Here is a 26,162-nt window from a genome sequence, read left to right on the forward strand (position 1 = left end):
TTTAACTTTAATATCCGAAACTAAAAACAAAAAAAGCTTTTATGAATATTTTAGACGATCTAAAACTACAATATAAAATAGGAGGAATTGCTCTACGTGTTATTTACTGGAATATTGCTTGTTTCATGATTTCATTAGTGTTTTTCTACCAATATTCGGGTGGAGGTTTTACTTATCCGGATTGGCTGGCTTTATCATCAGATCCAAATAGTTTTTTAATTAGACCCTGGACATTTTTAACCTATGCCTTTTTTCATTCATCATTTTTGCATTTGTTGTTTAATATGATGGTTTTGAATTTTGCAAGCCAATTATTCCTGACCTTTTTTACACAAAAACAGTACTTAGGCTTATATATTTTAAGTGCTATTTTTGCTGGAATTGTTTTCGCATTAAGTTATTATTTTTTAAGTTATTCTGCTTCTATAGTTGGCGCTTCTGCAGCAATTATGGCAATTTTAGTAGCAGCAACGACATATCAGCCCCTAATGAACGTTCGTTTGTTATTGATCGGAAATGTAAAATTGTGGCATATTACAGCTGTAATTTTAATTCTGGATTTAATGCAGCTTCGTTTAGAAAATATGGGTGGTCATATTTCGCATTTAGCCGGCGCTTTGTTCGGATTTATTTACATCAAATTGCTTCAAAACGGATCTGATTTGAGTATTGTTATTTCCAGAACACTGGATTTCTTCGTAAATCTATTTAAAAAATCCCCTTCGACCCCATTCAAAAAAGTTCATAAAAATTATCAAAAACCTACAGAAAGAGTGATATCAAGAATTGTTACGAAAGACAAAACGCAACAGCAAATTGATGAAATTTTAGATAAAATTAGCCAGTCTGGCTATGATTGTCTGACAAAAGAAGAAAAAGAGTTTTTATTTAAAGCTGGAAAATAATCCTTTTAGCAACAAAATATGAAAAACCTCTCGTGGTTTAATAAGATAATGTTCTTTTTGAATATAGTGTTAACTGTTCTCACATTTAGCGTCTATATTTTACCTTTTCTAGCACCTAAAAGCTTTCCGCTTTTATCGGTGCTGACCTTGTTTATGCCAGCTTTTTTTGTGCTGAATGCATTCTTCTTTATTTATTGGGCCATTCAGTTTAAAAAGCGCCTTATTTTGTCCGGTTTAGTTTTGTTGACGGGAATTACATTCATCAGTAAGTTTTACAAATTTTCACCAAAAGAATATGTTAAAGACGAAAAGGATTTCTCCGTAATGAGCTATAATGTGCGTCTTTTTAATGTTTTTAAGTGGCTGGATCGAGATGATATTCCATCAAACATCAAAACCTTTATTGACGAAAAAGATCCGGATATCTTATGTATCCAGGAATATTCGAATTCCGCTCATATTGATCTAAAAGTATACCCACATCGTTATATTTTTATAGACGGAAACCAAATTAAAACTGGACAGGCTATCTTTTCCAAATTTCCCATATTATATGAAGGCAATATCGTTTTTCCTAATTCTGATAATAATGTGATTTATGCAGATATAAAACGAGGTAAAGATGTAATTCGTGTATACAATATGCACTTGCAGTCTATCAAAATTTCACCGGATGTTGCTAAAATTTCAAATGATATTGATAATGTAAATCAGCAAAAATCGCAGTTGATTTATACCAGAATCAGCAAAGGATTTAGGCAGCAACAAGAGCAGGCTGAGATGTTTAAAGAAAACATTAAGCAATGTAAAAATCCCATTATTATTTGTGGAGACATGAATAATAGTCCATTTTCATACGTATACCGAAACATAAAAGGAAAATTAAGAGATACTTTTGAAGAAGCCGGAGGAGGCTTTGGAGCGACTTATAAATTCCGTTATTACCCGGCACGAATTGATTACATTTTTGCAGACAGTAAAATGAAAGTCAAGCAATTTGAAAGTTTTTCGGATTTTGAAAATTCAGATCATTACCCTATTATGACAAGACTTTCAATAGAATAAATTTTAAAAGCAAAAAGCGCAAAGGAGAAAAACTTTTCATAAACCTTTGCGCTTTTCGCTTTTAAGAAAATGATATTAAAGATTAAAGAAATACAATTACTAATACCATTAAACCATGATCAAAAAACATTTTTTATTACTTCTTTTTGTTTGTTCAAGTCTGTTGGCTCAAAAAGATATTGACATCAATGACCTAAAATGGCTACCAAATTCACATTCTTTCTGGATAAACTCAGGAGAAAAAATTATAGTTTATGATGTTGATAAATTAAATGAAGGTACTACTGTTTTAACAGACAAACAATTAAAAGAAGCTGGTTTTAATGGCGAAATAGAAGATTTAGTCTGGAATCAAAACAGAACAAAAGTATTGATTTATACGAACTCAAAAAAAGTATGGAGAGCCAATACAAAAGGCGATTATTGGTTTTTTGATTTAACAACGGGAAAAGGTAAAAAACTGGGAGCCAACTTAGAAGAGTCATCTTTAATGTTTGCTAAATTTTCTAGTGATAATGAAAATGTTGCTTATGTATCTAAGCATAATATTTATGTGGAAAATCTGGTTTCTGGTAAAATAACACCTTTAACGACAGATGGAACAGATAAAGTGATCAATGGAACCTTTGACTGGGTGTATGAAGAAGAACTTGCTGCCAGAGATGGATTTAGATGGAGCCCTGATGGAAAAAGTATCGCTTACTGGCGTGTTGATGCTTCACAAACAAAATTTCATTTAATGATCAATAATACGGATGAATTATATCCGTTTGTTGTTCCGGTGGAATATCCTAAAGCGGGAGAAAAACCTTCGTCTGTAAAAATTGGTGTTATTGATATCACCTCTTTAAAAACAAATTGGTTGAATATTCCGGGTGAACCTGATAATAATTACCTGGTTCGTATGGAATGGGTTGCAAAAGATGACGTAATGGTGGTTCAGCTTAATAGAAACCAAAATCAGGCTTCTATATATAATTGTAATGCACAATCTGGGAAAGCCAATTTAATCTATCAGGAAAAATCTGCCGAATGGATTGATGTTTTCGATATTTCTTCAGGCGTATATGACGGTTTTCCATGTCAATTTGTAGACAATGGAAAAGCTTTTTTATGGAGTTCTGATGCAGATGGCTGGATGCATATTTATAAAATCAGTAAAGACGGAAAAAAGAAAGAACTAATTACAACTGGAAAATTTGATGCCTATTTTAAGGCATACAATGATAAGACGAAATCAATTTATTACATCTCAAGTCCGACAGATGCAACTCAGCGTTATTTGTATGAAACCAATTTGAATTCCCGAAAAACAAAAAGAATTACTCCGGAAGTATTTGAGGGAACAAATGAATATGAATTCGCTACAGACGGATCGTACGCAAAACACACCAATTCTAATATCAACCGTAATCTAAACACGAGATTGGTGTCGCTTTCTGATCATAAAAAAATACTACCAAAAGAGGCAGATGTTTTTACGGCTCCTGCACGTAAATTTTCTCTGGAAAAATTTAAAATCACAACAGTTGACGGTATTGAAATGGACGGAATAATGGCAAAGCCTTTAGATTTTGATCCGGCAAAAAAGTATCCATTGTTTTTTTATGTTTATGGAGAGCCAATGGCTACTGTAGCGAATGATATGCCCTATTTTAATGGATTTATAGATTTGTTAGTCCCGAAAGGATATATCGGAATTGCAATGGATAACAGAGGGACTCCATCTCTGAAGGGAACAAAATGGAGAAAATCTATTTATAAAAATATAGGGATTATCAATACGCGTGACCAGGCAATGGCGGCAAGGGAGGTTTTAAAATGGAATTTTATTGATAAGGATAGGGTTGCTGTTCATGGTTGGAGTGGTGGTGGTGCCGTTACTTTGAATTTGATGTTTCAATATCCGGAAATATACAAAACAGGAGTAGCAATCTCTGCAGTTACAGATCAGCATTTTTATGATAATATATACACAGAGCGTTATATGGGATTGCCAACTGAAAATGAAGCAGCTTATGTTGAAGCTTCACCAGTTACGCACGCAAAAAACTTAAAAGGAAATTTGCTTTATATTCACGGAACAGGTGATGATAATGTGCATTATAAAAATGCTGAAGTTTTGATCAATGAATTAATTAAATATGATAAAGTTTTTAATTTAATGATTTATCCAAACCGCTCACATTCTATCTATGAGGGTGAAGGTACCCGAGAACATTTAATAGATACTTTTTTAAAATTTATAGAAGAAAAATGTCCTCCGGGCGCAAAATAAAATAATTTGAAAAAAAGTAAAAGGGAGAATTTCATTATAGAAATTCTCCCTTTTTTTATTTTAGAAAACCAAATGAGTATCTGATCTGTACAAAAAAAGTACTAAGTATTCGTTTTATACTATTTTTTGCGTTTTTAAATAATCCATAGCAAATTTACCTTCATTAAAGAGTAAGTCCAGGACACTCAGGTTATTTATAAAGCCATGCTTGTCATCAAATACTTGGGTGTATTTTTTGAAAGAATTTGGATCTTTTTTACCATTTGCTAAATACCTAAAGTCAGAGATGTTTTCTGTCTCCATGAAATATTCTGTTGTTTTACTGAATTCCATTTTCATTCTCAAACATTTGATAACTATATCCAGAACTTCCATGTTTAAATCCATCAAAAAAGTATGTTTCTTTTCGAAAACAGGTCGGATATCATCTTCAAAGAATTCAAAAAAAGGCGAACTTCTGTAGCCTGCTTCTAAAGATTTAAAATGTTGTTTTTGCCAGTCAAATTCATTTTCAATCAAAACATCTTTTGTTTTTTGATGTACTGTTTTAGAATGCTTAACGGGAATGTTTAATAACTGAATTCCGTTTGGACTATAGATATAGGTACGGTTTCTGTTAGTTTGTTTTTGAAAATTATCTTCCATTTCAAAAGTAATATTTTCAGATTGAGCCATAACTGCAAAGTGGCTAATCGAAGGAAAATAAGTAGGAAGTATTAAAGAGTTCATTGTGATTTTGGTTTAATCGGTAAATCGTTTAATCGCCCTTTTTGAGAAACGATTAAACGATTTACCAGTTCAACGAATTAACGTTTTTTATGCTTTATTTTCTTTTCTCTTTCTCCAGAAATATTCTCCAACGAAATAGGCAGCAAGGACCATTAAGAAATATTTGAAGTATGATTGTGGTTGTCCTTCGCCATCAACAGTGGTAAAAACTCTGTCCCAACGAACTTTGTTGATTCCTTTTCCGTTAGTGTCCCAGCTTAGCCAGATAAAAACCGGTTTCCCTACAATGTGATCTTCAGGAACATATCCCCAATAACGGCTATCTTCGGAGTTATGGCGATTGTCTCCCATCATCCAATAATAGTTTTGTTTGAATGTGTAGGTATTGGTTTGTTTTCCATTGATTATGAAATGAGAACCATCTATTTGCAATGTATTATGCTCGTAGTTGGTAATGATTTCTTTGTAAAAAGGTAATGATTCATTTGTTAAAGCAACCGTTTTTCCAGCTTCAGGAATATAGATTGGACCATAATTGTCTTCATTCCATTTGTTAATATGTGGAAAAATTCTATCATCGTTACCCGTTGCAATTTCTCTAACTACACCTGTAATGCCAGGAATGCTTTTCATGCGTTCGGCATTAGCTTCTGTTAAGGCGCCAATAAACAAAGTATCTCTCTTAGTTTGATCTCTAAAACCTCTTACATCAACAAGATTGACATTAAGCTCTTTTAAAAGCGCTTCCAGATCTATTGGAGTTTTTTCGTCTAATGCTATTTTATAGGAGTATTGTGGTTTTGCTCTTTCAGGTAAAATTAATTTTTTTCCGTTAATATAAACGTAACCATCTTTTATAGACAAGCTATCTCCAGGAATACCAACGCATCTCTTAACATAATTTGATCTTTTGTCAATTGGTTTTATAACACCAGGTCTTCCTTTTGGTTCGTAAAAATAATGTACTGTATCAACAGGCCAGTTAAAAACGACAATATCTGTGCGTTTTATTTTTTCGAAAGCAGGCAATCTAAAGTAAGGTAATTGTGGCCACTTTAGGTATGATCTCTTTTTTGTTAATGGTATAGAATCGTGTACCATCGGAAGAGCAACTGTCGTCATTGGAACTCTTGGTCCGTAGTTTAGTTTGCTTACGAATAAAAAGTCTCCAATTAATAATGATTTTTCTAATGAAGAAGTTGGAATCGTATAAGGTTGTACTACATAAGTATGTACTAATGTTGCTACAATTATAGCAAAAAGTAATGAACTTACGGTGTCAGCAGTTTTGTTCTCAGGGGTTAACGATCTGTTGGCATTGTATTCTAGTTTTTGAGTATAGTTTACATAGTAAATATAAAAACCAAGAGTAAAAATCCCCAGAAAAGTATCTACAGTTGATTTTTTACCAAACGTTCTTAGTGTTTCTACCCAAACAACAGGAAACATAATCAGGTTTATAATAGGAATGAAAAGTAATATTGTCCACCACGTTGGCCGACCAATGATTTTCATTAAAACTATAGAATTATATACAGGAATAGCAGCTTCCCAACTTTTTCGGCCAGCAGCCTGATACAATTTCCATGTTCCCAGAAAATGAATAATTTGAACAGCTAAGAAAAAAACAAACCAAAGATATAGTGTCATAATATTTTGTTTAAAGTTTCAAGTTTAAAGTTGATTCTTGGATTAACCTTAAGCTTTAAATTTATTTATTTTAAGTTTAAAACATCTTTCATGTTGTAGATTCCCTTTTTGCCAGCTAGCCACTCAGCTGCAATTACGGCTCCTAAGGCAAAACCTTCACGGTTATGAGCAGTATGTTTTAATTCGATGCTATCTACAATCGAATCGTAAGTTACGGTGTGAGTTCCCGGAACATCACCAATTCTCTTTGCCTCAATATGAATTTCGTTGTTTTTTGCCTCATCAAGGGTCCAATTTGCATAATTGCTATTTTCGATAACACCTTTTGCTAATGAAATTGCAGTTCCGCTTGGAGCATCTAATTTTTGAGTATGATGAATTTCTTCCATTGTCACTTTGTACGAATCAAATTGTGACATAATTTTAGCTAAGTATTCGTTTAGTTCGAAGAAAATATTCACTCCTAAACTAAAGTTTGAACTCGAAATGAATCCACCTTGTTTTTCGTTGCAAAGCGCAACCATTTCATCAAAATGTTCCAGCCAGCCTGTTGTTCCTGATACTACAGGTACATTGGAATGAAAACAATTTGAAATATTATCTACGGCAGCAGTAGGAACACTGAAATCTATTGCAACATCAGCAGTTGAAAGGCCATCAAAAGTATTAGTTTCATCTTTCTTTAAAACAATTTCATGACCTCTTTCTAAAGCAATTCGTTCAATTACTTTACCCATTTTTCCGTATCCTAAAAGTGCAATTTTCATTTTATGTATTTTTTTTGAATTTTAAATAGTAAAAAAAAAACTATCTAAAAGTGGTAATTAAAAGTTAGTCCAACGTTTGGTTTAAAAGTTACATCGGCCGGATAAATTTCCGGACGAACTGATAATCTTTCGTTTACGTTAAACTGAATTAAAGCAGCATCAACATTGGCATCAATAATATTCAAAACATAAAAACCAACAACAAACAAGGCTGATAAATCCCTGTTTCGTTGATAGAATTTTTGCCCGGCAATAAGTCTGCTATCATCTAAAAATTGGTAATCATCATCGTTGTAGCCTTCCAATCTTCGTTTGTAGGCATCACGATAATCGTGGTATTTTTTATTATTGTCAATATAAAAATATAAGCTGGTACCAATTGCTCCGTAAACTAGTGGGATTTTCCAGTATTTTTTGTTGTATGCCTGACCTAAACCTGGTAAAATTGCCGAGTAAAAAGCTGCTTTTGCTGGTGTTAGCGGGTCTATTTCCTGATACTTAGTAGTGTCTTTAACAACCAAAACCGTGTCTTTTTTTGCCTGGGCAAAAAGAGAAACGGTTCCTATAAGAAAGAACAATAGACTTATGGGGACAATTTTATTCACTATCCGTTTATTAATTTTATAATTCTGTCAAAGTCGGCTTGAGAATTGAAAGGAATTGTAATTTTTCCTTTTCCATTGCCTGCGACTTTTATATCAACTTTCGCACCAAAATAATCGTTGAAAGAGTTTTTCTGTGTTTCTTTAACCAGGAATGAAGATTCTGCTTTTGCTTTTCCTTCTGGTTTTGGTTTTACTCCTTCATGATAATTTTTTACCAAAGTCTCTGTTTCACGAACAGATAAATTTTGACTTACTATTTTTTGATAGATATCAGTTTGTACATCTAAATCTTCAATATTGATAATAGCTCTACCGTGTCCCATGCTAATAAAACCATCACGAATACCAGTCTGGATAATCGGATCTAATTTTAAAAGACGTAAATAATTAGCAATTGTTGAACGTTTTTTCCCAACACGTTCGCTCATTTGTTCCTGTGTTAATTGAATTTCATCAATCAAACGTTGGTAGGATAGTGCAATCTCAATTGGATCTAAGTCATGACGCTGAATGTTTTCAACCAAAGCCATAACCAATGATTCATTGTCATTCGCAATACGAATATAGGCTGGAACATGTGTTAAGCCAACTAAAGTTGAAGCACGTAAACGACGTTCTCCAGAGATTAACTGATATTTATTGAATTCTAATTTTCGAACAGTAATAGGTTGGATCACACCAAGTTCTTTAATAGAAGTGGCTAATTCACGTAAAGATTCTTCATTAAAATTGCTTCTAGGCTGAAACGGATTTATTTCGATAGCACTTATTTCAAGCTCTATAATATTTCCAACAACTTTGTCAGCATTTTTGTCTTCTACTGATATAATGTCGTTTTCCGGATCTTTTAATAATGCTGATAATCCTCTTCCTAAGGCTTGTTTTTTAATTGCTTTTGTCATAAAAACTATTTACTGTTTTTCTTTATAATTTCCTGAGCTAAATTGATGTAATTAACAGCCCCTTTGCTTGTTGCGTCATAATTAATGATGCTTTCGCCAAAACTTGGTGCTTCACTTAATTTTACATTTCGCTGAATAACGGTATCAAAAACCATATCGTTAAAGTGTTTTTGAACTTCTTCAACCACCTGATTAGATAAACGTAATCTTGAGTCATACATTGTAAGTAGTAATCCTTCAATATCAAGATCCGGGTTGTGTATTTTTTGAATACTTTTTATAGTGTTCAATAATTTTCCTAATCCTTCAAGTGCAAAATATTCACATTGAATAGGAATAACTACTGAATCTGCAGCTGTTAAAGCATTCAGGGTTAATAAACCTAAAGAAGGTGCACAGTCGATAATAATAAAATCATATTCATCTTTTACACTTTCTAATGCTTTTTTAAGCATGTATTCTCTGTTTTCTTTGTCGACCAATTCGATTTCGATGGCTACAAGGTCAATATGAGCAGGGATCACATCAACATTTGGAGCTGAACATTTCACGATGGTTTCTTTTGGGGTGTGGCTATGTTCAAGTATTTGGTATGTACCAATTTCTACTGATTCCACATCAATCCCAAGGCCAGACGTGGCATTTGCTTGAGGATCAGCATCAATCAATAATACTTTCTTTTCTAAAACACCTAATGAGGCTGCAAGGTTTACTGATGTAGTAGTCTTTCCAACGCCTCCTTTTTGATTAGCAATCGCAATGATTTTGCCCATTTATTTTCTGAATTTTGAACCGTAAAAATACAATTATTTATGGTTTTTGAAAATCTATTTTGTTAACATTTGCTAAACTTTGGGAAGCCTTTGTTTTGTGCGTGTTTTGTCAATTTAAGTATTCTCTTTAAAAAGGATTATAAATAAAATCGGGTTTTGTTTTATGCTTGTTTTTAACATAAAAGACATAAATAAAAGTTTAATTCGAGAAAAATATTCAAATGTTAAATCTGATTTTTGTTTTAATTCTTTTTTTAGGTCTCTTATTAAAGTTGGTGTAAAAAAATAGAGTATGAGTGGCGATAATACGATGGTATATTTTTTCGTTTAATTGTTTTAATCATAATCTTGAAATTGTCTGTTTCTGCTTTAAGTAAGATTGTATCCGAAGTAACTTTTATATAAGTGAAAGGTGTGGTATATTTTCGAGACCAATTTCATAGCGAATATTTACAATTATAAATTTAGCATTGAGGAATAATTTCTTAATAAAGTTTTCTCTGTCCTAGAATTTTTACAATACTAGTCTGTATTACAAGATAAGTGACCGCTTTGTATAGTTTTTGATAAGAAATTTGAAATTATAAATGAAGATGTAGGTTGAAGATTATTGCTACTTTCGGATCGCTAAAAACTACTTACTATTAAACCAAAAAAAGTTATTTATGATTAAAAAGTTAATCTCAATATTTACTGCATTTACATTTATATTGATTCTATGCAGTTTTGTAACATCCAATTCCTGTGATGAAAGAAAACAGGAGAATAAAATAGAGGGCAAGATTATTTATAATAAGAAGAAACACAATATAACATTATCATGGCCAGCATTTGGTTCTTCAGGAAATTACATTATTACAAGAGGCGGCAGTCGTTTGGCATCAGATTTTGTTTTGATGGGTTCAATTTCCAAACTGACCTTCACAGATAATAAGCCAAATGCTGATAAATATGAAAACTATTATAAAATAACTCGTAACTCGATAACAGTAATACTTTCGTTAGAGAACCAAATTTTTGGCGATAATATGTATTTCTACGATAGAAAATATGAGAAAGCAGAAACTGCCCGAAACGAAATTAATTCGCAATTTAGTGCTATTGGTCTGGGAGGATCAAATGGCGAGTGGACTACAAAACGTCAGGCCTATTATTTCAAAGCAAATGTTAAGGATCAAACTTATGATTCTGGCGGATCAGGTTCTGCATCATCGGCGGAAGCGAATTCAATAGAATTAGGGTTTTACTCTCATATTGGAGGTTTGGGGAAGTTGCCATCAGATGTTAAATTGGGTTCTATATTCACCAGGCCTCACCTTTCTGGAGGAGCAAATGCCACATGTACATTTTGGCGTTCTGTGGAAAATGTGGAAGTTATGCGGGATTTTGCATGGACAGTTTCTCAATCAACCAGCGCAAGAAGAATGCTAATTGAAAGTACTTCGAAATATATTTCAGATGTTGGAAACACTAACTTTTGGGGCAGTGGTGGTTTTATTGCCGACACTCATTATACTTCATCCAGACCAAACTGGGCCGGACAACAACAATGGTATACCAGAAATACTATTTTCCCTTCAGGTTCTGGAGCTATGGGCGGTTCATATAATATGGTTTGGCAAGGTTGCATCAATCCTCCGCAAGAGAATGATGCCAACTCTCCAATTCCAACTACGCCTATTATCAGAGAAAAACCTTTTCTTTTTATTGACAATGATGGAGAATACAAAGTATTTGTTCCGGCATGGCAAAAGGATAGAGTAGGAGTTTCATGGTCATCAACAGATATGGGCAAAGGAGAAATTCAAGATTTACTTACAGATTGGTATGTTACCAAAGAAGGCGATACTGATGTAGAAATAAATAATGCCTTAAAAAATGGCAAGAATATATTTTTCACGCCAGGACATTACGCATTGAATGCTCCTATTCAGGTGAATAGAAAGAATGCCATACTTTTAGGTGCTGGTATAGCTTCGGTAACGCTTGAACCTACTGAAAAAAATACTTGGGGATGTGTTTATGCTGATGATAAGGATGGAATTATTATTGCCGGACTTCTCATGGATTCATTCAATAGTACAACTTATCAGGTTAGAATTGGTGATGAAGGTGCAAATGCAGATCACTCTGCAAATCCTGTCTTGCTCTCAGACATTACTTGTAGGGTAGGTGGGGTTCAATCAAAAAATATTCAGATACAGGCTTCTATGCAAATAAACAGCAATAATGTTGTGGGCGATCATTTCTGGTTGTGGCGTGCTGACCATGGTTCGCAACAAGGCGGAAAGGCACGCTGGATAAGAGATCGATGCAAAAACGGACTTATTGTTACTGGCGATGATGTTACACTTTATGCTCTTTTTGTAGAACACTTTCAGGAATATGAAGTATTATGGTTGGGGGAACGTGGCAGAACCTATTTTTTCCAAAACGAACCACCATATGATGCCCCAAATCAGGGAAGCTGGAGCAGCCAGGGAGGCAGAGTTGATGGTTATGCAGCATTTAAGGTAGCTAATACCGTAAAAGAACATCATACTATAGGATTGGGTTCTTACGCAGTTTTGACAGGAACTGATGGGAATGTGAATAAAAAAAATGGCTTTGAAATACCGAATAGCCCGAATGTGAAATTTGAAAAAATGTGCATCAATCGTTTTGCTGGTTCTGGTAATATTCAAAATGTTATCAATGGTATTGGTGGCAGCACAGCAACTGGTGTAAAACGTGTGGCATTATACAACAATAGTTTAGGTATACAGCCTTACGATGAGGAATTTGATTTGCCCAATCGTGAATCATATCCTGCATATATTTTTATGGATAAGTAATTAAGGAAAATTGCATTATACTTGAAAATCCTTCAAACAAAGCAAAACTCTGAAGCCGATTAATCTTCAGAGTTTTTTTATACAAAATAAAATTTTTTCTTATTTCTTAAATTGTTTTGGATAAGCAAAAAATAGTTATATATTTGCACCCGCTTACGGGGTGTAGCGTAGCCCGGTTATCGCGCCTGCTTTGGGAGCAGGAGGCCGCAGGTTCGAATCCTGCCACCCCGACGAAAATCCTTTCTGTATATTACAGAAAGGATTTTTTATTTTATTTCTATTTGATATTCTCTATTTTAGAATAGCAAAAACTGATTAGTTCAGTTCTTTTTTCCAACAATAAAAACTTACTTTTGCACCATCAAATTATTAATACAACTATATTATGTCAGATACAATCGAAAAAATTAAATGCCTAATTATAGGTTCTGGCCCTGCGGGTTATACTGCTGCAATTTATGCTGCCAGAGCAAATATGAATCCGGTTTTATATCAGGGAATGCAGCCAGGTGGTCAGTTGACAACTACAAATGAAGTTGAAAATTTTCCAGGTTATGTTGATGGAGTAACAGGACCAGAAATGATGATTCAGTTACAAGATCAGGCAAAACGTTTTGGTGCTGATATTCGTGATGGCTGGGCTACAAAAGTTGATTTTTCAGGAGATATTCATAAAGTTTGGATTAACGATAGCATCGAATTGCACTGTGAAACGGTTATTATTTCAACAGGTGCTTCGGCTAAATATTTAGGATTACCATCAGAACAACATTATTTAAATATGGGTGGAGGAGTTTCTGCCTGTGCCGTTTGCGACGGATTTTTCTATCGTAATCAAGAAGTTGTAATCGTTGGAGCGGGAGATTCTGCTTGTGAAGAAGCACATTACTTATCTAAACTTTGTAAAAAAGTTACAATGTTAGTAAGAAGCGAAAAATTCAGAGCTTCAAAAATCATGGAAGAACGCGTTCGTAAAACAGAAAATATTGAGATTTTAATGAACCATGATACTGTTGAAGTTTTGGGAGACAACAATGTTGTTCATGCTATAAAAGCTTTAAATAAAACTACTGGTGAAGTTATTGAAATTCCTGCAACAGGATTTTTCGTAGCCATTGGTCATAAACCAAACACAGATATCTTTAAAGACTATATTACACTTGACGAAACAGGTTATATCATCAATACTCCGGGAACATCTAAAACAAATGTTGATGGTGTTTTTGTAGCTGGAGATGCTGCAGATCATGTATACCGTCAGGCAATTACTGCTGCAGGAACAGGTTGTATGGCCGCTCTTGATGCTGAAAGATATTTGGCTTCTAAAGAGTAAACAAATTTTGTTTCAGGTTTTCTTTGTTTCAGGTTTCAAGTTGGTGGAACGTGAATTAGAGATTCAATAAAATAAAAAATCCCATTTACATTTGTAAATGGGATTTTTTATTTTTTAACGTTTCAATAATCTGAAACCTGAAACTTTTTTATTTTATTTTCTTAATCAATTTTGCTTCTTCAGAAAAACGGGTAAGTGTGATTGCAGGGCTTCCAAAAAGAGAAACTTCTGTTTTATCTCCTACTGCTAATGTTACTGTTGTTTCGGCGAAGATACTTCCTACCGAATATCCCTCAGCAGTAATACTAGCATCTTTCAAGGTGAATTTAGTTCCGGTGAAAGTCGAATTATTATCTAAACGAATAGTCGCTTTTTGAGCAATTCCTTCAAGAGTAGCAGTAGCTTTTTGATATAAATCGCACTTGAATTTAGTTGCTGACACTAATGATTTTATAGCAGAACTTTTGCTCAATTGAAGTGTAGCTTCGTCAGCTTTTAAGTTTATTTCAGATTTTGATTTATCATCAGCAATTAAACTGAATTTTTTAGCATTTACATTCAAAAACAATTTTGAAAAATCTACACTATTAAAAGTAATATCATCTAACTGAAGTTCCTGAATCGCATAAATAATAGCTTCATTTTTTACAATAACTTTGTTTAAAGTATTCGTATATGTTACGTGTACAGTAAGTTTTTTGAAAATGGTGCTTTCTTTTGAGGTGTATAAGCGAAGTGTTTTGTCTCTTAAATCCATTCCGATAATTTCATGTAAATTATCATCAGCTTCAATTTTAATCTCGTTTTTTTCTCCGCGTTCTAAGTAAACTTCAATATTATCATCGACTTCAAGAGCATCAAAATTTCCTGATTCTTTTATTGAAGTCGTTACGATTTTAGTTCCTTTTATTTTTTCTCTTTTTTGTGCAAAAGTTAATGTAGTGACTAATAATAATAGGAGTAGTAGGGCTGTACTTTTTTTCATTAATTCTAGATTTGATTTTGACAAATATAAAAAAATCATCCACTTTTGATGAATGATTTCTTTTATATTTAACACATAATTTATTTTATCCCTGATTGATACTTCCTCCTGAATTAGATGTTTTTTCAATTGTTTTAGGAGATCCTTCGTAATTAATGCTTCCTCCGCTATTAGCGTGTGCTTTCAAACTCACGATTGGGTGAATATTTATGCTTGCCCCGCTATCGGCATCTGCTTCAATTTCATTAGCTAATAATTTTTCAGCCTCTATACTTGCCGCGCTTGATGCTGAAGATTTTACTTTTAATGCTTTTCCTTCAATTGTTATAGAACCTGCACTGTCTGTATCCAGAGAGATTTCATCAGACTCTATATTAACATTCATCGTTGCAGCACTTGAGGCATCTAATTTTATATTAGTAGACTGAATGACATTGTTAGTTGTTATAGTAGAGGCACTTGATGCTTCTAATTCTTCAATAACGGGCATCTTTACGATTACTTTTTTCTTAGTAACGTTATGAAAAGAAGTAAAACTACAACGAATTACAAGTGTTCCATTTTCAACAGTCGTTTTAATTTCTTTTTGCAAATTGTCATCAGCTTCAACAATGATTTCTGTTTTATCTGATTGTTCGATTACAACATCAATAGCATTGCTTACTGATACTTTTTTAAAATCTCCCTGAACAATTCGTTTTTCAGTCGTAACATTTCCACTACCTTCTATAGATTTCATGTTGTTAAAATTACATGAAGCGAACAATAATGCGGTAACAGTGGCAATAATGAATTTCGTAATATGAATGATTATTTTTATCATGGCTTTAGTTGATTTTGATTATAACTCCGTTTTTATCAGTGGTTAACTTTCCGTTAGTTTTTTTTCCGTTTAAAACTTCTTTTCCATTAATTTTAATTGAAACTTCTTTTACAGTATCGTTGTCAATTCTGGTGGTGTCGTTACTGTCGTAGTCTACATCGTCATGATCATCTTCATCTGCCGGGCAATTCAAACATTTAATTTTAGAACCTTCAACTTTATAATTGTAATTACCACTAAAATGCAAGTTGAAAAAGTCATTCTCAGAATCATCATAATCTTGTACAGATGCGTCTGGTTTAAACAGTTGACCTTCCGGTAAGTACAAATATACATCAACTTCCTGCCCTCTAAGTTTATTTTTTACATCCGTAAGAAAATAATTATCCAAAATTAAGTGATTTCCGTTAACCTGAATATTATAATTAATTTTTTCTGCTCTTTGTTTAGCGCTTGAAAATGAATTTCCTCTTGCGCTTCTTTCAATTTGTAAATAAGGAGCAGCGTCATCAGTATGCAAAACATGTAAACGTACATCTGTCGAATAGATTAACTGATTGTTAGCAGAATCCTGTACGAACTCAAATTCTCTATGGTGATTCAAATCTTTTGCGTAGTAATCATTGTATCTGAATTTTACATAAAGTGTATCTTTCTGATTGATATTGATTGCTTTTTTCTCTATCGTTTTTCCGTCATAAGATATTTCAGTTGCTTGTTTGATTCCAACGCTGATCGCAATTGCAATAGCTATAATCCAGATGGCCAACAAAGTATATTTTGTGATATTACCAATAGACTTTAAGTTTGGCGATAACAATTTGAAACCTAAAAGTGTCAAAAAGAAGAATGGAATTCCAACAGCAAAGAACATTAATAAACCAAATGACCAAATAGGATATTCTGTAAAGTTTCCGGCTTCAACAAAGTTTTGCCAAGGAAATTCGATAAAGATGTTAGTTCCTAAGGTAAACACTCCAATCAATAACATGATTAAAACTGCTATTCCTGACATGATTAAAATTACGCCTAAAAATTTTGCGAAGATTTTAAAAACCGTAATGACAAAGTCTCCAAATGAACTACTTATTCTCTCAGCTCCCGACTTTACCTGGTTTCCCATTTTATCATAATCTGCACTTTTAAATTTATCAGATAACGACTCTATTTCTTCACGAACTTTTTTTTCAATGTTCGAAATAGTTACCGGCTCACCAGTCATTTCTAGTTTTTCTGAAGTTGTTACCGCTTCAGGAGTTACAATCCAAAGAACGAAATAAGCTAAAATCCCGGTTCCAAAACCTGCAAAAACAAATACTAAGAATACGATTTTGATCCAAACAGCGTCAATTCCAAAATAATGCCCTAAACCTGTTGCAACACCCCCAATCATACCTTTTTCTTTGTCGCGGTATAATTTTTTATGTTTTCTTGCACCATAATCATTAAAAGATTGGTTCGATTTATCTTCGTCTTCAATGATGTAATCTTCAGGTTGTCCCATAACTGTAATAACCTCATCAACATCTTTCAATCCCACAACATGTTTCTCGCTTTTTTGTTTTTCTGTTAATAATTCAGAAACACGCATTTCGATATCTTTAATAATTTCGTCTTGTCCGGATGAATTGTTTAATGATCGTTTTATGGCGTCAAAATAGCGGGTTAATTTTAAGTACGCATCTTCATCGATGTGAAAAAACATACCTCCTAAGTTAATATTTACTGTTTTGTTCATGACTATTGATTTTGATTGGTGATTAGTTTTACGGCGTCAGATAATTCTGTCCAGGTGCCGCTAAGTTCGTTTAAAAAAGTTTGTCCTATTTCGGTTAATCCATAATATTTTCGTGGCGGCCCTGAGGTCGATTCTTCCCAGCGATAATTTAGCAAACCGTCGTTTTTCAGCCTAGTTAAAAGTGGATAAACTGTTCCCTCTACAACTAGTAATTTTGCGTTTTTTAAAGTGTCTAATATTTCTGATGTGTATGCGTCTTTTTCTTTTAATACTGATAAGATGCAAAACTCAAGAACACCTTTGCGCATCTGTGCTTTTGTGTTTTCAATGTTCATAATTTCATTTTGTTTTTTTTAGATTGAACAATTCGTTTTTTGATTGATGATGATTGATTGATGATGGTGATTGATTGATGATTGATTTCTATAACCTTTAATCTTTTCAGATTACTTTATAAAAGAAATCGTTAACGGATATTTGTAATATTCTCCGTTTGAAGCTTTTATTGAAGCATAAATAACTAAAAAGAATTCAACGAATTTTAGCAAACCAAAAAGTAAAACTGCCGTTGCACCAATACTCAATAACCCAATATTTCCTTGAAAATCGAAATTTCTAATAGCGAAATCGTGATCGTTAAAAATAGCTTCCATTGGAAGGTTCTGAAGAAAAACAGTTAAAAAAACCGGAATCGCGATTAGTGCCAAAACCAATGTGTAAAGCAATAAACTCAATTGAAAGTTTAAGGTTTGTTTTCCGTGGTGATTTACAAATTCTGATTTGTCTTTGTAACTCGTCCAGATCAAAATTGGAAAAATATAATTTCCAAGTGGAACGATGTACTGTGTTAAAGTACTTAAATGTGTGAACGTTGCAGTGTTCTTTTCTGATGTCTTTTCCATGATTAGTGGTGTTGGTGTTTCCATGATTAAAAGTATATAGTAATTTCTTATACAAATATATGGCTAAAAGACAGTATCTTGTTTTGCATAGTACCAAATATTAACAAAATTTTAACAAAATTGAAATTTTAAAAGCAATTATAATGTGTTGAAAATCATTCGTAATGCCTTATTTTACTGCCATTTTAGGAAAGTAATATCAATTTATTGTGCGTGCATAGTTTTTTTGTATTTTTACATAAAAAAATAAATCTCATGGCAGTTTCAGTTTCCAAACTCAATAAATTTGTATTATTCAAATTACCATCGGCGTACTTTTGTGGTGTGCGTGTCAAAGCAATTGATAAAGATAGATGTGTAGTAAGTGTCAAACATAGATGGATTAATCAGAATCCTTTTAACTCCATGTATTTTGCAGTTCAGGCAATGGCTGCTGAATTAACAACCGGAGCTTTGGTTATTTCTCAAATCCAGGAAAGCGGAAGAAAAATCTCAATGTTGGTAGCAAATAATAAAGGAAACTTTACTAAAAAGGCAACAGGAAGAATAACTTTTGTTTGCAACGATGGACATTTAATTGCCGATGCAATTAAAAGAACAATAGAAACAGGCGAGGGACAAACCTTCTGGATGAAATCGATTGGTACAAATGAAGAAGGAGTTCAGGTTTCTGAAATGGACTTTGAATGGAGTGTACGTTTGAAATAATAGCTTTAAGAACTATATAAAAAAAGACCTCAAGCAATTGAGGTCTTTTTTATTGAAACAGAATTTCATTTATTTTTTAACGCAACAAGATTTTTTGTCTTTTTTATCTGTTGACGTTTTTTTGCAACACGATTCTTTTTTTGCTTTTTCTTTTTGAACCGGTTTTGTTTCTTGAGCACTTACGCCAATTGAAAATACAGCAGCCGTTAAGAAGGTAATTACTTTTGTCATTTGATATAATTTATTGTGTTAGAAAATTGCTTTTGGTGCATCAAATATACCAACATTTGTTAGAGCTGATTCTTACAATTTGTTAATGTTTTTATAATAATATGTCATTGAAAATTAAACAATCCAGGCATGTCTTTTTTGTTTTTAAATTGTCAATCATCTTATTTGTTATTACAGTCTGTTAAGATTATTCCAGGCATAAAAAGTGGTGTAAAATAGATTTTTACTCCTATTTTATTTGAAAAATTTGTCATCAATTTTAATATTGAGGGATTTCATGATTATGCCGTTATAGTGTTCTTTAAGTAAATTGTTTATTGCTTGTTGCGATTTGTAAACAATCTTATAATTATCATTTTCAATTTCAATGCTTTTGATAGATTTAGTGATTTTAATTATCTTTTCATCATCCCATCTTCCTCTTCCAAAATAAATATATCCGAGTTCTTCTTCTGGATTATGAGGAATTAAGTTAAAAACAATTGAATCTCCTTTTTTCATCTCATCAATCTCATCGTTTTTAACTTTCGAATTTATAATAAGTTTTACTTTTACGTTGCTTTCGCCTTTATTTGTAAAACGAATACCTTGTGAAGGATCACAGCTTATTGAGAGAAAAGCAATCAGAAATAAGAATAAGAAATTTACTTTTTTCATTTTTGAAAATTACGGTTATTTCTATGCTAATATAATATTAATAGTTTAGATTCACACCAAAACCAATTCCCATATCACTATCATAATGTGTTGTGATTCCGAAGTTTCTTCCGGCTATATATTTTAGACCCGCCATGTATTCTTTATCGGTATTCCACATTAAGTTCATTCGCAAACGCCTTGATAGCGGAATATCTTTTCGTTCAAACTGAACTCTCACGTTTCCATCAGTATAAACCTCAACTTGCGCTTTTACCAACATTGGTAACGTATATTCAAGTCCGGCGCTAAATACAGAACGATTGTCTTTTGTATTCGTTTGTCCAAATAGATTTTGTTCTTGTTCGTCCATTCCCATTTTTCGATAACGCCAGTCGAAACCTATAAAAGGCATCAGCCATTGCATTTTGCCAATGTAACGACCAATATGTGTTTCGGTTTCATAGCCGTGTTTATCATTATAACCCAAACGCCATTCTGTTCCAATGCTCCAGCGAGTATTGCTGTACATCGCTTCTCCGTCATTTCCGTTTGTGGCAAAATCATTTTCTGCTATTAAATGAAACATTCTATCATCCATTTTAAGCATTTTGTACGCCATTTCAGGATGATGAATCAACGGATTTGGTGCTGAATTTTCATAACTAAAAATACGCCCCATTCCTGCCATCATATGATATAAAATATGGCAATGAAAAAACCAGTCACCATCAGCATTTGCCTGGAATTCTATCGTGTCGGTTTCCATTGGCATAATATCAATCACATTTTTGAGCGGGGAGTAATCGCCATGTTCGTTCAAAATCCTGAAATCGTGCCCATGCAAATGCATCGGGTGGCGCATCATTGAACCATTATATAGAACAATCCGAACGTTTTCTCCTTTTTTAATTAAGATTTTGTCCGTTTCAGAAACTACTTTATTGTCCAGACTCCAAACATAACGATTCATATTTCCGGATAATTCAAAACGCAATTCTTTTACCGGCGCCTCTTTTGGTAATGTTGTTATGGTTGGAGATTTTAGCATTCCGTAATTCAATGTTGTAATTTCAGCAACTTCTGTAGTATCAGATGACATTTTCATCTCTTCCATATTATGTTGTGAATGATCCATTTTTACAGATTCCTCTTCTCCCGAAATTTCAGGATACATTACGGCATTCATGTCCATTTTATTCAAAGACATATTCATGTTCATATCATTCATTTCGCCGTTCATCTTCATCATATCATTCATCATTTTCATCCCTTCAAAATATTTTAATTTTGGAAGATGAGCAACAGACTGTTTAGTTCCTTCTCCTAAAAATAAAGAAGCTGATCCGGTTCGGTCTTCGGCTGTAGCCAAAAAAGCAAACGATTTATTCTTTTCAGGAATGGTAACGACAACATCATACGTTTCAGAAACGGCAATAATCAACCGATCCACTTCAACCGGTTCAACATCGTTTCCGTCGCTCGCAACAACCGTTATTTTTCCACCTCCATAAGTCAGCCAGAAATAACTGGATGCGCCACCGTTTGCAATTCGCAATCGAACTTTGTCGCCGGCTTTAAATTGCGAAAGCTGATCTTCATTTTTTCCGTTAATTAAAAACTTCTCATAATAAACATCGCTGACATCCATGGCATTCATGCGTTTCCACTCATTGGTCACTTTTGTTGAAAACTGTCCCTGTTTAATGGCTTCGGCATAACTTTGTGTTGTCCCTTTTTTTATGGCAAACCAATCATTGGCATTGTGTAACATTCTCTGAACATTCTCCGGTTTCAAATCGGTCCATTCGCTTAAGATGATTGGAATTGTTGGCAAATCATCAATTCCTTTTCTAAAAGTAGGATCGTCTTTCTTTTTGTTGATGATAAAGAGACCGTATAAACCTATTTGCTCCTGAAGTCCAGAATGACTGTGATACCAATAAGTTCCATTTTGAATAATTGGAAAAGTATATTTATGAGTTGTTCCAGGCGTAATCGGCATTTGCGTTAAATAAGGAACTCCGTCTTCTTTATTCGGAAGAAATAATCCGTGCCAGTGTAATGCTGTATCTTCTTTGTCTAGTTCGTTGTGCACATATATTTCGGCAATATCGCCTTCGGTAAAAGTCAAAGTTGGCATCGGAATTTGTCCATTAACCGTTAAAGCGCGTTTTTCTTTACCTGAAAAATTAACAGTAGTATCGCGAACATGTAGATCGTACCGAACTACTTTCTGCGAAAGCATAATTTGTGTAAAAAAGAATAATAATGGGACAGCTAAAAATAGTTTTTTGTAATTCATTATAACATTGTTATTAGCATAATTATACTCATGATAATCATTAGACCGTCTTCAATAATCGTAACGGTGCTCATGGGTAAATTAAAAACAGCTCCCAAACAAGCACATTGAATTTTCTTTTTATTTAAAACCGATTGTAAAACACCAATGATACTAATGCTCATTGCAATAAAAGTAACTGCGTTTGTAAAAATTGGATTAAAATTCAACAGATAAGAAATTCCCAAACCCAATTCTAAAAAAGCATAAACATATCCCCAAGCAGGAATTTTTCTAGCCAAAACATCATACATCATATAACTTTCGGCAAAACCTTTTAAGTTGAGCATTTTGAAAAAAGAGAAAACCAAAAAGAATCCTGCCATAAAATGTTGCATGGCCTGCATGAAATCAAAATGATGATTTGTAGTTTGTATCAAAACCGTAATCAAACTGATGTAAAAGAATATAAGGAGAATAGGTTTGTAAGTTTCGAACCAGGATCTTTTTTGTTCAATAGTTTCATTGTGATCAGTAGCCGAAATTTGATATTTAGAATCTAAGGCATTTTGTAAATCTGTCAGGGCGACATGTTTGCTCATGGTAACAGTTGCAGTATTGTTTTCTTTTGAAACTGCAACGTTTGTGATATTGTCAACCAATTCAAGTGCTTTTTTTACTTTGTCCTCACAACTTGAACAAGTCATTCCGGTAAGTTGATAGGTATGTGTCATTGTTTTATCTTTTAAAGTATTACAATGCAAATTTCCGAAGTAACGATTGCTTCGGTTTGTATAATTTTGAGAATGATTTGTAAGATTTACAAAATTTATTTTAAGCAATAATTTAAAACAATCCTGAATTTAAGGATTTTATATCAATAATTCTGTTTTTTCATCAATATTTGTATTGCATGATTTTTGTATCTTTGTAATAATAAATAATTAAGATTATGACAACTATAACCATTAACGAGCGAACAAAGGCAGGCAAAACACTGCTTGAACTTGCAAAGTTGTTAGCTGTTACAAATAAGGGTGTAAAAATAGAGGAAGAAGAAAGTACTTATAATCCTGAATTTGTCGCCGAGATACAAAAAAGATATGCAGATTATAAAAGTGGAAAATCTAAAAGTATAACAGTTGATCCTGATGATATATGGGGAAGTTTAGGGTTGAAGTAATTCCGGAAGCTAAGGCAGAAATTTCTAAACATTTAAAATCAGGAAATCAAGCGAGTATAAAAAAAGATTGCAAAAATTTTAGAAGAACTTAGCGAAACTCCATTTGAAGGAGTAGGAAAGCCTGAAGCACTCAAACATAAATTTTCAGGATTTTGGTCTAGAGAAATAAATAAAAAAGACAGACTTATATATAGTGTTGAGGAAGAAATTGTAACTGTTGTTGTAATTTCAGCAATGGGTCATTATTTAGATAAATAAAAACGTGCTAATTATTAGCACGTTTTTTTATGGTATAAATTCATTTACAAATTCTCAATCTGAATGCGTTTTTTATCCTTCAATTTTTTAAAATAAGTGGGAGTGAAGCCCGTAATCTTCTTGAACTGATTACTCAAATGGGCTACATTACTATAGTTTAAAATATCGGCGATTTCGCTTAACGACAATTCATTATAAATCAGTAATTCTTTTACTTTCTCAATTTTCTGACTAATAAAATATTTTTCGATTGTGGTGTTTTCAACTTCCGAAAAAAGATTGCTTAATGTGCTGTAATCCTGATTTAGATTCTCTACTAAATAATCAGATAAATTGATTTTAAGTTCATTGTTTTTATGATGAACCAAATCAATAATGAGATTTTTTATTTTCTCAATAGTTTTACTTTTTTTATCATCGATTAAGTCGAAACCTAAAGCATGCAATTGAATTAAAAGTTCTTTTTTTTGATCTTCAGATATGTTGTCTTTTAGCTCGACTTCGCCCAATTCAACAGAAATAGTCTGAAGTCCGAGTTTTTCAAACTCAGACTTCACAACCATTTTGCATCGACTACACACCATGTTTTTGATGTAGAGCGTCATATTTATTTGATGGTTTCTACAACATTTCCACAAGTCAACATAGAAGAACCGTAATACGGATTCTTAACTGCTTTTTCTTTGCTTAACCAATCAGCATCTGCCATTGGACAATATTGTTTGTATACCACTTGTGCAGATTTTGAAACTTTAATCAAATCATAAGTGTTTTTAGAAAGTGATTTGAAAGTTTCACGTTGCTTTTTAAGATCTGTAGTTGCCGAAATGCTTTTTGCATCTGCAGTCAGTTTTTTTATGACTTTCATCCAGGCAGTATGTTCGTCACTTTTAAGTTTGTCCATTTTTACAGCCGAAATTGCTGTCAATAAAGCTGCGGCTTTCGCCGAAGTTAATTTGCTGTCACTTTTTATAAGTGCGTCTTTTACTGTAAAATACGCATCGTAAACAGGTTGCAACTGACTTGAATCTACAATTTCAATTGATGTTGTTTCTGTTTTAACAGCGTTTGCCTGAATGATATTTGCAGTAAATAATGTAATGACTGATACTATAGTTGCTATTGACTTTTTCATTTTATTATTGTTTAAGGAATTTAATTTCCAATTATGTTAGAATTTTTCTTTGCGGGCCTTGTGTAAATCTTAGCGTACTTTGCGGTTAAATTTTAACCCAGTTATGGCTATACAAAATACAATTATTTTATTTTTGGTGGTGACCAAATAGAAGTAAATCCGTCTGAAACAGGCGTTTCAGTATAATATAAAATAGGTTTCTCAAGAGAGAAATTAAAAGTATTATTATTGAAATCAAATTCATTTTCTGAAATCAAACTAAATGGTAATCCAGAAGTTGTACAACCCGAATGATCACATTTTCCGTTGCAACCGTGTTGGTCTTTTTTTGAAGAATGCTCTTTTTTGCAACAATCTTTTTGACAAGAACCTGAATTTGTTTTTGTTGATGTTACTTTCTTTTCGCAGGAAGTTTTTTCAGAAGATTTTCCACATGCATAGCCCGCGCCTGACGTCAAGAAGAAGCCAAGAGTTAAAATGAGAAATAATATGTGTCCTTTTTTCGACAAAGAAAATGTGTTACTGATACAAATTTAGGTTTTTTTTCCAAGTGTCAGAATTATTTAAGATTTTGATAACTACAGTTTTTTATAATCTGTGGGTTTCATATTTTTTCTCTTTTTAAAATAATTCGACAAATGACTTTCGTCAGTAAAACCAAATTCATGCGCAATTTGCTTAATTGGCAATTGATTGTTGTGGAATCGTTTTTCGATTAAAGTCGTTCGCAAATTATGAATATAATCACGGTAACTGATGTTGAAAGTTCTTTTGAAATAAGCACTAAAATAGGTTTGTGCAATATTAAAGTGATCGGCGATTACTTTAATCTGAACTAATTTTGGATTGTAAATATTCTGATGAATATAGGAGGCAATTTGCTCGTTGTCAATTGTAGTCGATTTCATTTGAAGATTCATTCCGCGAATGGTTTCCTTTATTAAACCAAAAATCGAAAGAATCTGATAAAACACAATTGCTGAGGTCGAAACATCAGTTTTACAATTATAAGCAGAAATGTTATCGATTGTATTTTTTAAAATGGTTTTACAAGGATCTTCCAGCTTTAAAACAGTTTCTTTCAATAATTTATCACGCATGAAATCTTCTGGCGTATTCAAAAGCAAATCATCACAAAACAAATTTTTATTAGAATTAAAATAATTGTCGGTAAACTTAATATAAAAGAAACGAGTACTTTTTTTAATGTCGAAATAATGCTCGTCTTCGGGAGAAATTACAAATAGATCGCCGGCCTTATAAGGCAGTAAATTGTTATTTAGATGATGAACACCGCTTCCCTTTTTTATATAAATGATTTCATAATAGGTATGCGAATGAAGTGGAAGATGGAATTTCTCATCTTCAAACTCATCAATCATCAGGGTTTTGAATTGATTTAATTTCGGCATAACTTAAATTTACAAGTTTATATCAC

General features: G+C 32.9%; 27 protein-coding genes and 1 tRNA gene. 9 read left to right on the forward strand and 19 right to left on the reverse strand.

Features of this window, described 5'->3' with window-relative positions:
- Positions 1-41: 41 nt before the first annotated feature.
- The 3 genes from AC1RRN_RS19600 (at position 42) to AC1RRN_RS19610 (ending at position 4,248) form a co-directional block, all read left to right on the forward strand.
- Positions 42-905, forward strand: a complete 864-nt coding sequence (locus tag AC1RRN_RS19600; protein ID WP_492968924.1) for a rhomboid family intramembrane serine protease — start codon at positions 42-44, stop codon at positions 903-905.
- Positions 906-923: 18 nt separating this feature from the next.
- Positions 924-1,970, forward strand: a complete 1,047-nt coding sequence (locus AC1RRN_RS19605) for an endonuclease/exonuclease/phosphatase family protein (RefSeq protein ID WP_492968925.1) — start codon at positions 924-926, stop codon at positions 1,968-1,970.
- 115 nt (positions 1,971-2,085) lie between these two features.
- On the forward strand, positions 2,086-4,248 hold the full coding sequence (locus AC1RRN_RS19610; RefSeq protein WP_492968926.1) for a S9 family peptidase: 2,163 nt from the start codon (positions 2,086-2,088) through the stop codon (positions 4,246-4,248).
- A gap of 114 nt (positions 4,249-4,362) precedes the next feature.
- Here the strand turns inward: AC1RRN_RS19610 and AC1RRN_RS19615 are convergent, their stop codons facing one another.
- The 6 genes from AC1RRN_RS19615 to AC1RRN_RS19640 all read right to left on the reverse strand — a co-directional run bounded on the left by AC1RRN_RS19615 (position 4,363) and on the right by AC1RRN_RS19640 (position 9,674).
- Entirely contained in the window at positions 4,363-4,977 is a 615-nt protein-coding gene (locus tag AC1RRN_RS19615) for a WbqC family protein (protein WP_492968927.1), read from the reverse strand.
- An 87-nt stretch (positions 4,978-5,064) separates the two neighbouring features.
- On the reverse strand, positions 5,065-6,627 hold the full coding sequence (gene lepB / locus AC1RRN_RS19620) for a signal peptidase I (protein WP_492968928.1): 1,563 nt from the start codon (positions 6,625-6,627) through the stop codon (positions 5,065-5,067).
- A gap of 65 nt (positions 6,628-6,692) precedes the next feature.
- Positions 6,693-7,394 carry a 4-hydroxy-tetrahydrodipicolinate reductase gene (dapB, locus tag AC1RRN_RS19625; RefSeq protein ID WP_492968929.1) on the reverse strand — a complete coding sequence of 234 codons (702 nt, stop codon included), beginning with the start codon at positions 7,392-7,394 and terminating at the stop codon, positions 6,693-6,695.
- Between the two features lie 44 nt (positions 7,395-7,438).
- A complete protein-coding gene (locus tag AC1RRN_RS19630) occupies positions 7,439-7,999 on the reverse strand; it encodes a DUF5683 domain-containing protein (protein ID WP_492968930.1) in 561 nt (186 codons plus the stop codon).
- A complete protein-coding gene (locus AC1RRN_RS19635; protein ID WP_492968931.1) occupies positions 7,999-8,901 on the reverse strand; it encodes a ParB/RepB/Spo0J family partition protein in 903 nt (300 codons plus the stop codon). The genes AC1RRN_RS19630 and AC1RRN_RS19635 overlap by 1 nt, the downstream gene beginning before the upstream one ends.
- A gap of 5 nt (positions 8,902-8,906) precedes the next feature.
- Positions 8,907-9,674 (reverse strand): ParA family protein, encoded by a 768-nt coding sequence (locus tag AC1RRN_RS19640; RefSeq protein ID WP_026982801.1) that lies wholly within the window; start codon positions 9,672-9,674, stop codon positions 8,907-8,909.
- Positions 9,675-10,339: 665 nt separating this feature from the next.
- On the opposite strand from AC1RRN_RS19640, the gene AC1RRN_RS19645 reads away from it, so the two are divergent.
- The 3 genes from AC1RRN_RS19645 (at position 10,340) to trxB (ending at position 13,841) form a co-directional block, all read left to right on the forward strand.
- Positions 10,340-12,508, forward strand: a complete 2,169-nt coding sequence (locus tag AC1RRN_RS19645) for a pectate lyase-like domain-containing protein (RefSeq protein ID WP_492968932.1) — start codon at positions 10,340-10,342, stop codon at positions 12,506-12,508.
- A gap of 156 nt (positions 12,509-12,664) precedes the next feature.
- Positions 12,665-12,739, forward strand: a tRNA-Pro gene (locus AC1RRN_RS19650).
- 154 nt (positions 12,740-12,893) lie between these two features.
- Complete coding sequence (gene trxB, locus AC1RRN_RS19655; RefSeq protein WP_492968933.1) at positions 12,894-13,841, forward strand: thioredoxin-disulfide reductase; 948 nt, start codon at positions 12,894-12,896, stop codon at positions 13,839-13,841.
- A gap of 148 nt (positions 13,842-13,989) precedes the next feature.
- Here trxB and AC1RRN_RS19660 read toward each other — a convergent pair whose 3' ends face one another.
- The 5 genes from AC1RRN_RS19660 to AC1RRN_RS19680 form a co-directional block, all read right to left on the reverse strand.
- Complete coding sequence (locus tag AC1RRN_RS19660; RefSeq protein WP_492968934.1) at positions 13,990-14,826, reverse strand: GIN domain-containing protein; 837 nt, start codon at positions 14,824-14,826, stop codon at positions 13,990-13,992.
- Positions 14,827-14,911: 85 nt separating this feature from the next.
- Positions 14,912-15,649 carry a head GIN domain-containing protein gene (locus AC1RRN_RS19665; RefSeq protein WP_492968935.1) on the reverse strand — a complete coding sequence of 246 codons (738 nt, stop codon included), beginning with the start codon at positions 15,647-15,649 and terminating at the stop codon, positions 14,912-14,914.
- Positions 15,650-15,653: 4 nt separating this feature from the next.
- Positions 15,654-17,387, reverse strand: coding sequence for a PspC domain-containing protein (locus tag AC1RRN_RS19670; RefSeq protein WP_492968936.1), 1,734 nt, complete (start codon positions 17,385-17,387; stop codon positions 15,654-15,656).
- A gap of 2 nt (positions 17,388-17,389) precedes the next feature.
- A complete protein-coding gene (locus AC1RRN_RS19675) occupies positions 17,390-17,722 on the reverse strand; it encodes a PadR family transcriptional regulator (protein ID WP_017498072.1) in 333 nt (110 codons plus the stop codon).
- Between the two features lie 111 nt (positions 17,723-17,833).
- Positions 17,834-18,289 carry a DUF4870 domain-containing protein gene (locus AC1RRN_RS19680; protein WP_492968937.1) on the reverse strand — a complete coding sequence of 152 codons (456 nt, stop codon included), beginning with the start codon at positions 18,287-18,289 and terminating at the stop codon, positions 17,834-17,836.
- Positions 18,290-18,544: 255 nt separating this feature from the next.
- Between AC1RRN_RS19680 and AC1RRN_RS19685 the strand changes: the two genes are divergently transcribed.
- On the forward strand, positions 18,545-18,997 hold the full coding sequence (locus AC1RRN_RS19685; protein ID WP_072974544.1) for a DUF4442 domain-containing protein: 453 nt from the start codon (positions 18,545-18,547) through the stop codon (positions 18,995-18,997).
- 69 nt (positions 18,998-19,066) lie between these two features.
- On the opposite strand, the gene AC1RRN_RS19690 is transcribed toward AC1RRN_RS19685, so the two are convergent.
- From AC1RRN_RS19690 to AC1RRN_RS19705, 4 genes are all read right to left on the reverse strand, one after another.
- Positions 19,067-19,228 carry a hypothetical protein gene (locus AC1RRN_RS19690; protein WP_492968938.1) on the reverse strand — a complete coding sequence of 54 codons (162 nt, stop codon included), beginning with the start codon at positions 19,226-19,228 and terminating at the stop codon, positions 19,067-19,069.
- Positions 19,229-19,462: 234 nt separating this feature from the next.
- Positions 19,463-19,885, reverse strand: coding sequence for a hypothetical protein (locus tag AC1RRN_RS19695; protein WP_492968939.1), 423 nt, complete (start codon positions 19,883-19,885; stop codon positions 19,463-19,465).
- Positions 19,886-19,922: 37 nt separating this feature from the next.
- Positions 19,923-22,112, reverse strand: coding sequence for a multicopper oxidase family protein (locus tag AC1RRN_RS19700; protein WP_492969023.1), 2,190 nt, complete (start codon positions 22,110-22,112; stop codon positions 19,923-19,925).
- Between the two features lie 56 nt (positions 22,113-22,168).
- Entirely contained in the window at positions 22,169-22,882 is a 714-nt protein-coding gene (locus AC1RRN_RS19705) for a heavy-metal-associated domain-containing protein (RefSeq protein ID WP_492968940.1), read from the reverse strand.
- Positions 22,883-23,100: 218 nt separating this feature from the next.
- On the opposite strand from AC1RRN_RS19705, the gene AC1RRN_RS19710 reads away from it, so the two are divergent.
- Both AC1RRN_RS19710 and AC1RRN_RS19715 read left to right on the forward strand, forming a co-directional pair.
- Positions 23,101-23,331, forward strand: coding sequence for a DUF2683 family protein (locus AC1RRN_RS19710; protein WP_492968941.1), 231 nt, complete (start codon positions 23,101-23,103; stop codon positions 23,329-23,331).
- A 75-nt stretch (positions 23,332-23,406) separates the two neighbouring features.
- Entirely contained in the window at positions 23,407-23,589 is a 183-nt protein-coding gene (locus AC1RRN_RS19715; protein WP_492969025.1) for a Txe/YoeB family addiction module toxin, read from the forward strand.
- A 44-nt stretch (positions 23,590-23,633) separates the two neighbouring features.
- On the opposite strand, the gene AC1RRN_RS19720 is transcribed toward AC1RRN_RS19715, so the two are convergent.
- The 4 genes from AC1RRN_RS19720 to AC1RRN_RS19735 all read right to left on the reverse strand — a co-directional run bounded on the left by AC1RRN_RS19720 (position 23,634) and on the right by AC1RRN_RS19735 (position 26,136).
- Positions 23,634-24,152, reverse strand: a complete 519-nt coding sequence (locus AC1RRN_RS19720; RefSeq protein ID WP_492968942.1) for a helix-turn-helix domain-containing protein — start codon at positions 24,150-24,152, stop codon at positions 23,634-23,636.
- 44 nt (positions 24,153-24,196) lie between these two features.
- Complete coding sequence (locus tag AC1RRN_RS19725) at positions 24,197-24,724, reverse strand: DUF3347 domain-containing protein (protein ID WP_492968943.1); 528 nt, start codon at positions 24,722-24,724, stop codon at positions 24,197-24,199.
- 122 nt (positions 24,725-24,846) lie between these two features.
- Entirely contained in the window at positions 24,847-25,182 is a 336-nt protein-coding gene (locus AC1RRN_RS19730; RefSeq protein WP_492968944.1) for a hypothetical protein, read from the reverse strand.
- A 120-nt stretch (positions 25,183-25,302) separates the two neighbouring features.
- Positions 25,303-26,136 (reverse strand): AraC family transcriptional regulator, encoded by an 834-nt coding sequence (locus AC1RRN_RS19735; RefSeq protein WP_492968945.1) that lies wholly within the window; start codon positions 26,134-26,136, stop codon positions 25,303-25,305.
- Positions 26,137-26,162: the final 26 nt, after the last annotated feature.

It is taken from the genome of Flavobacterium sp. GW821-FHT11G01, from assembly GCF_058808175.1.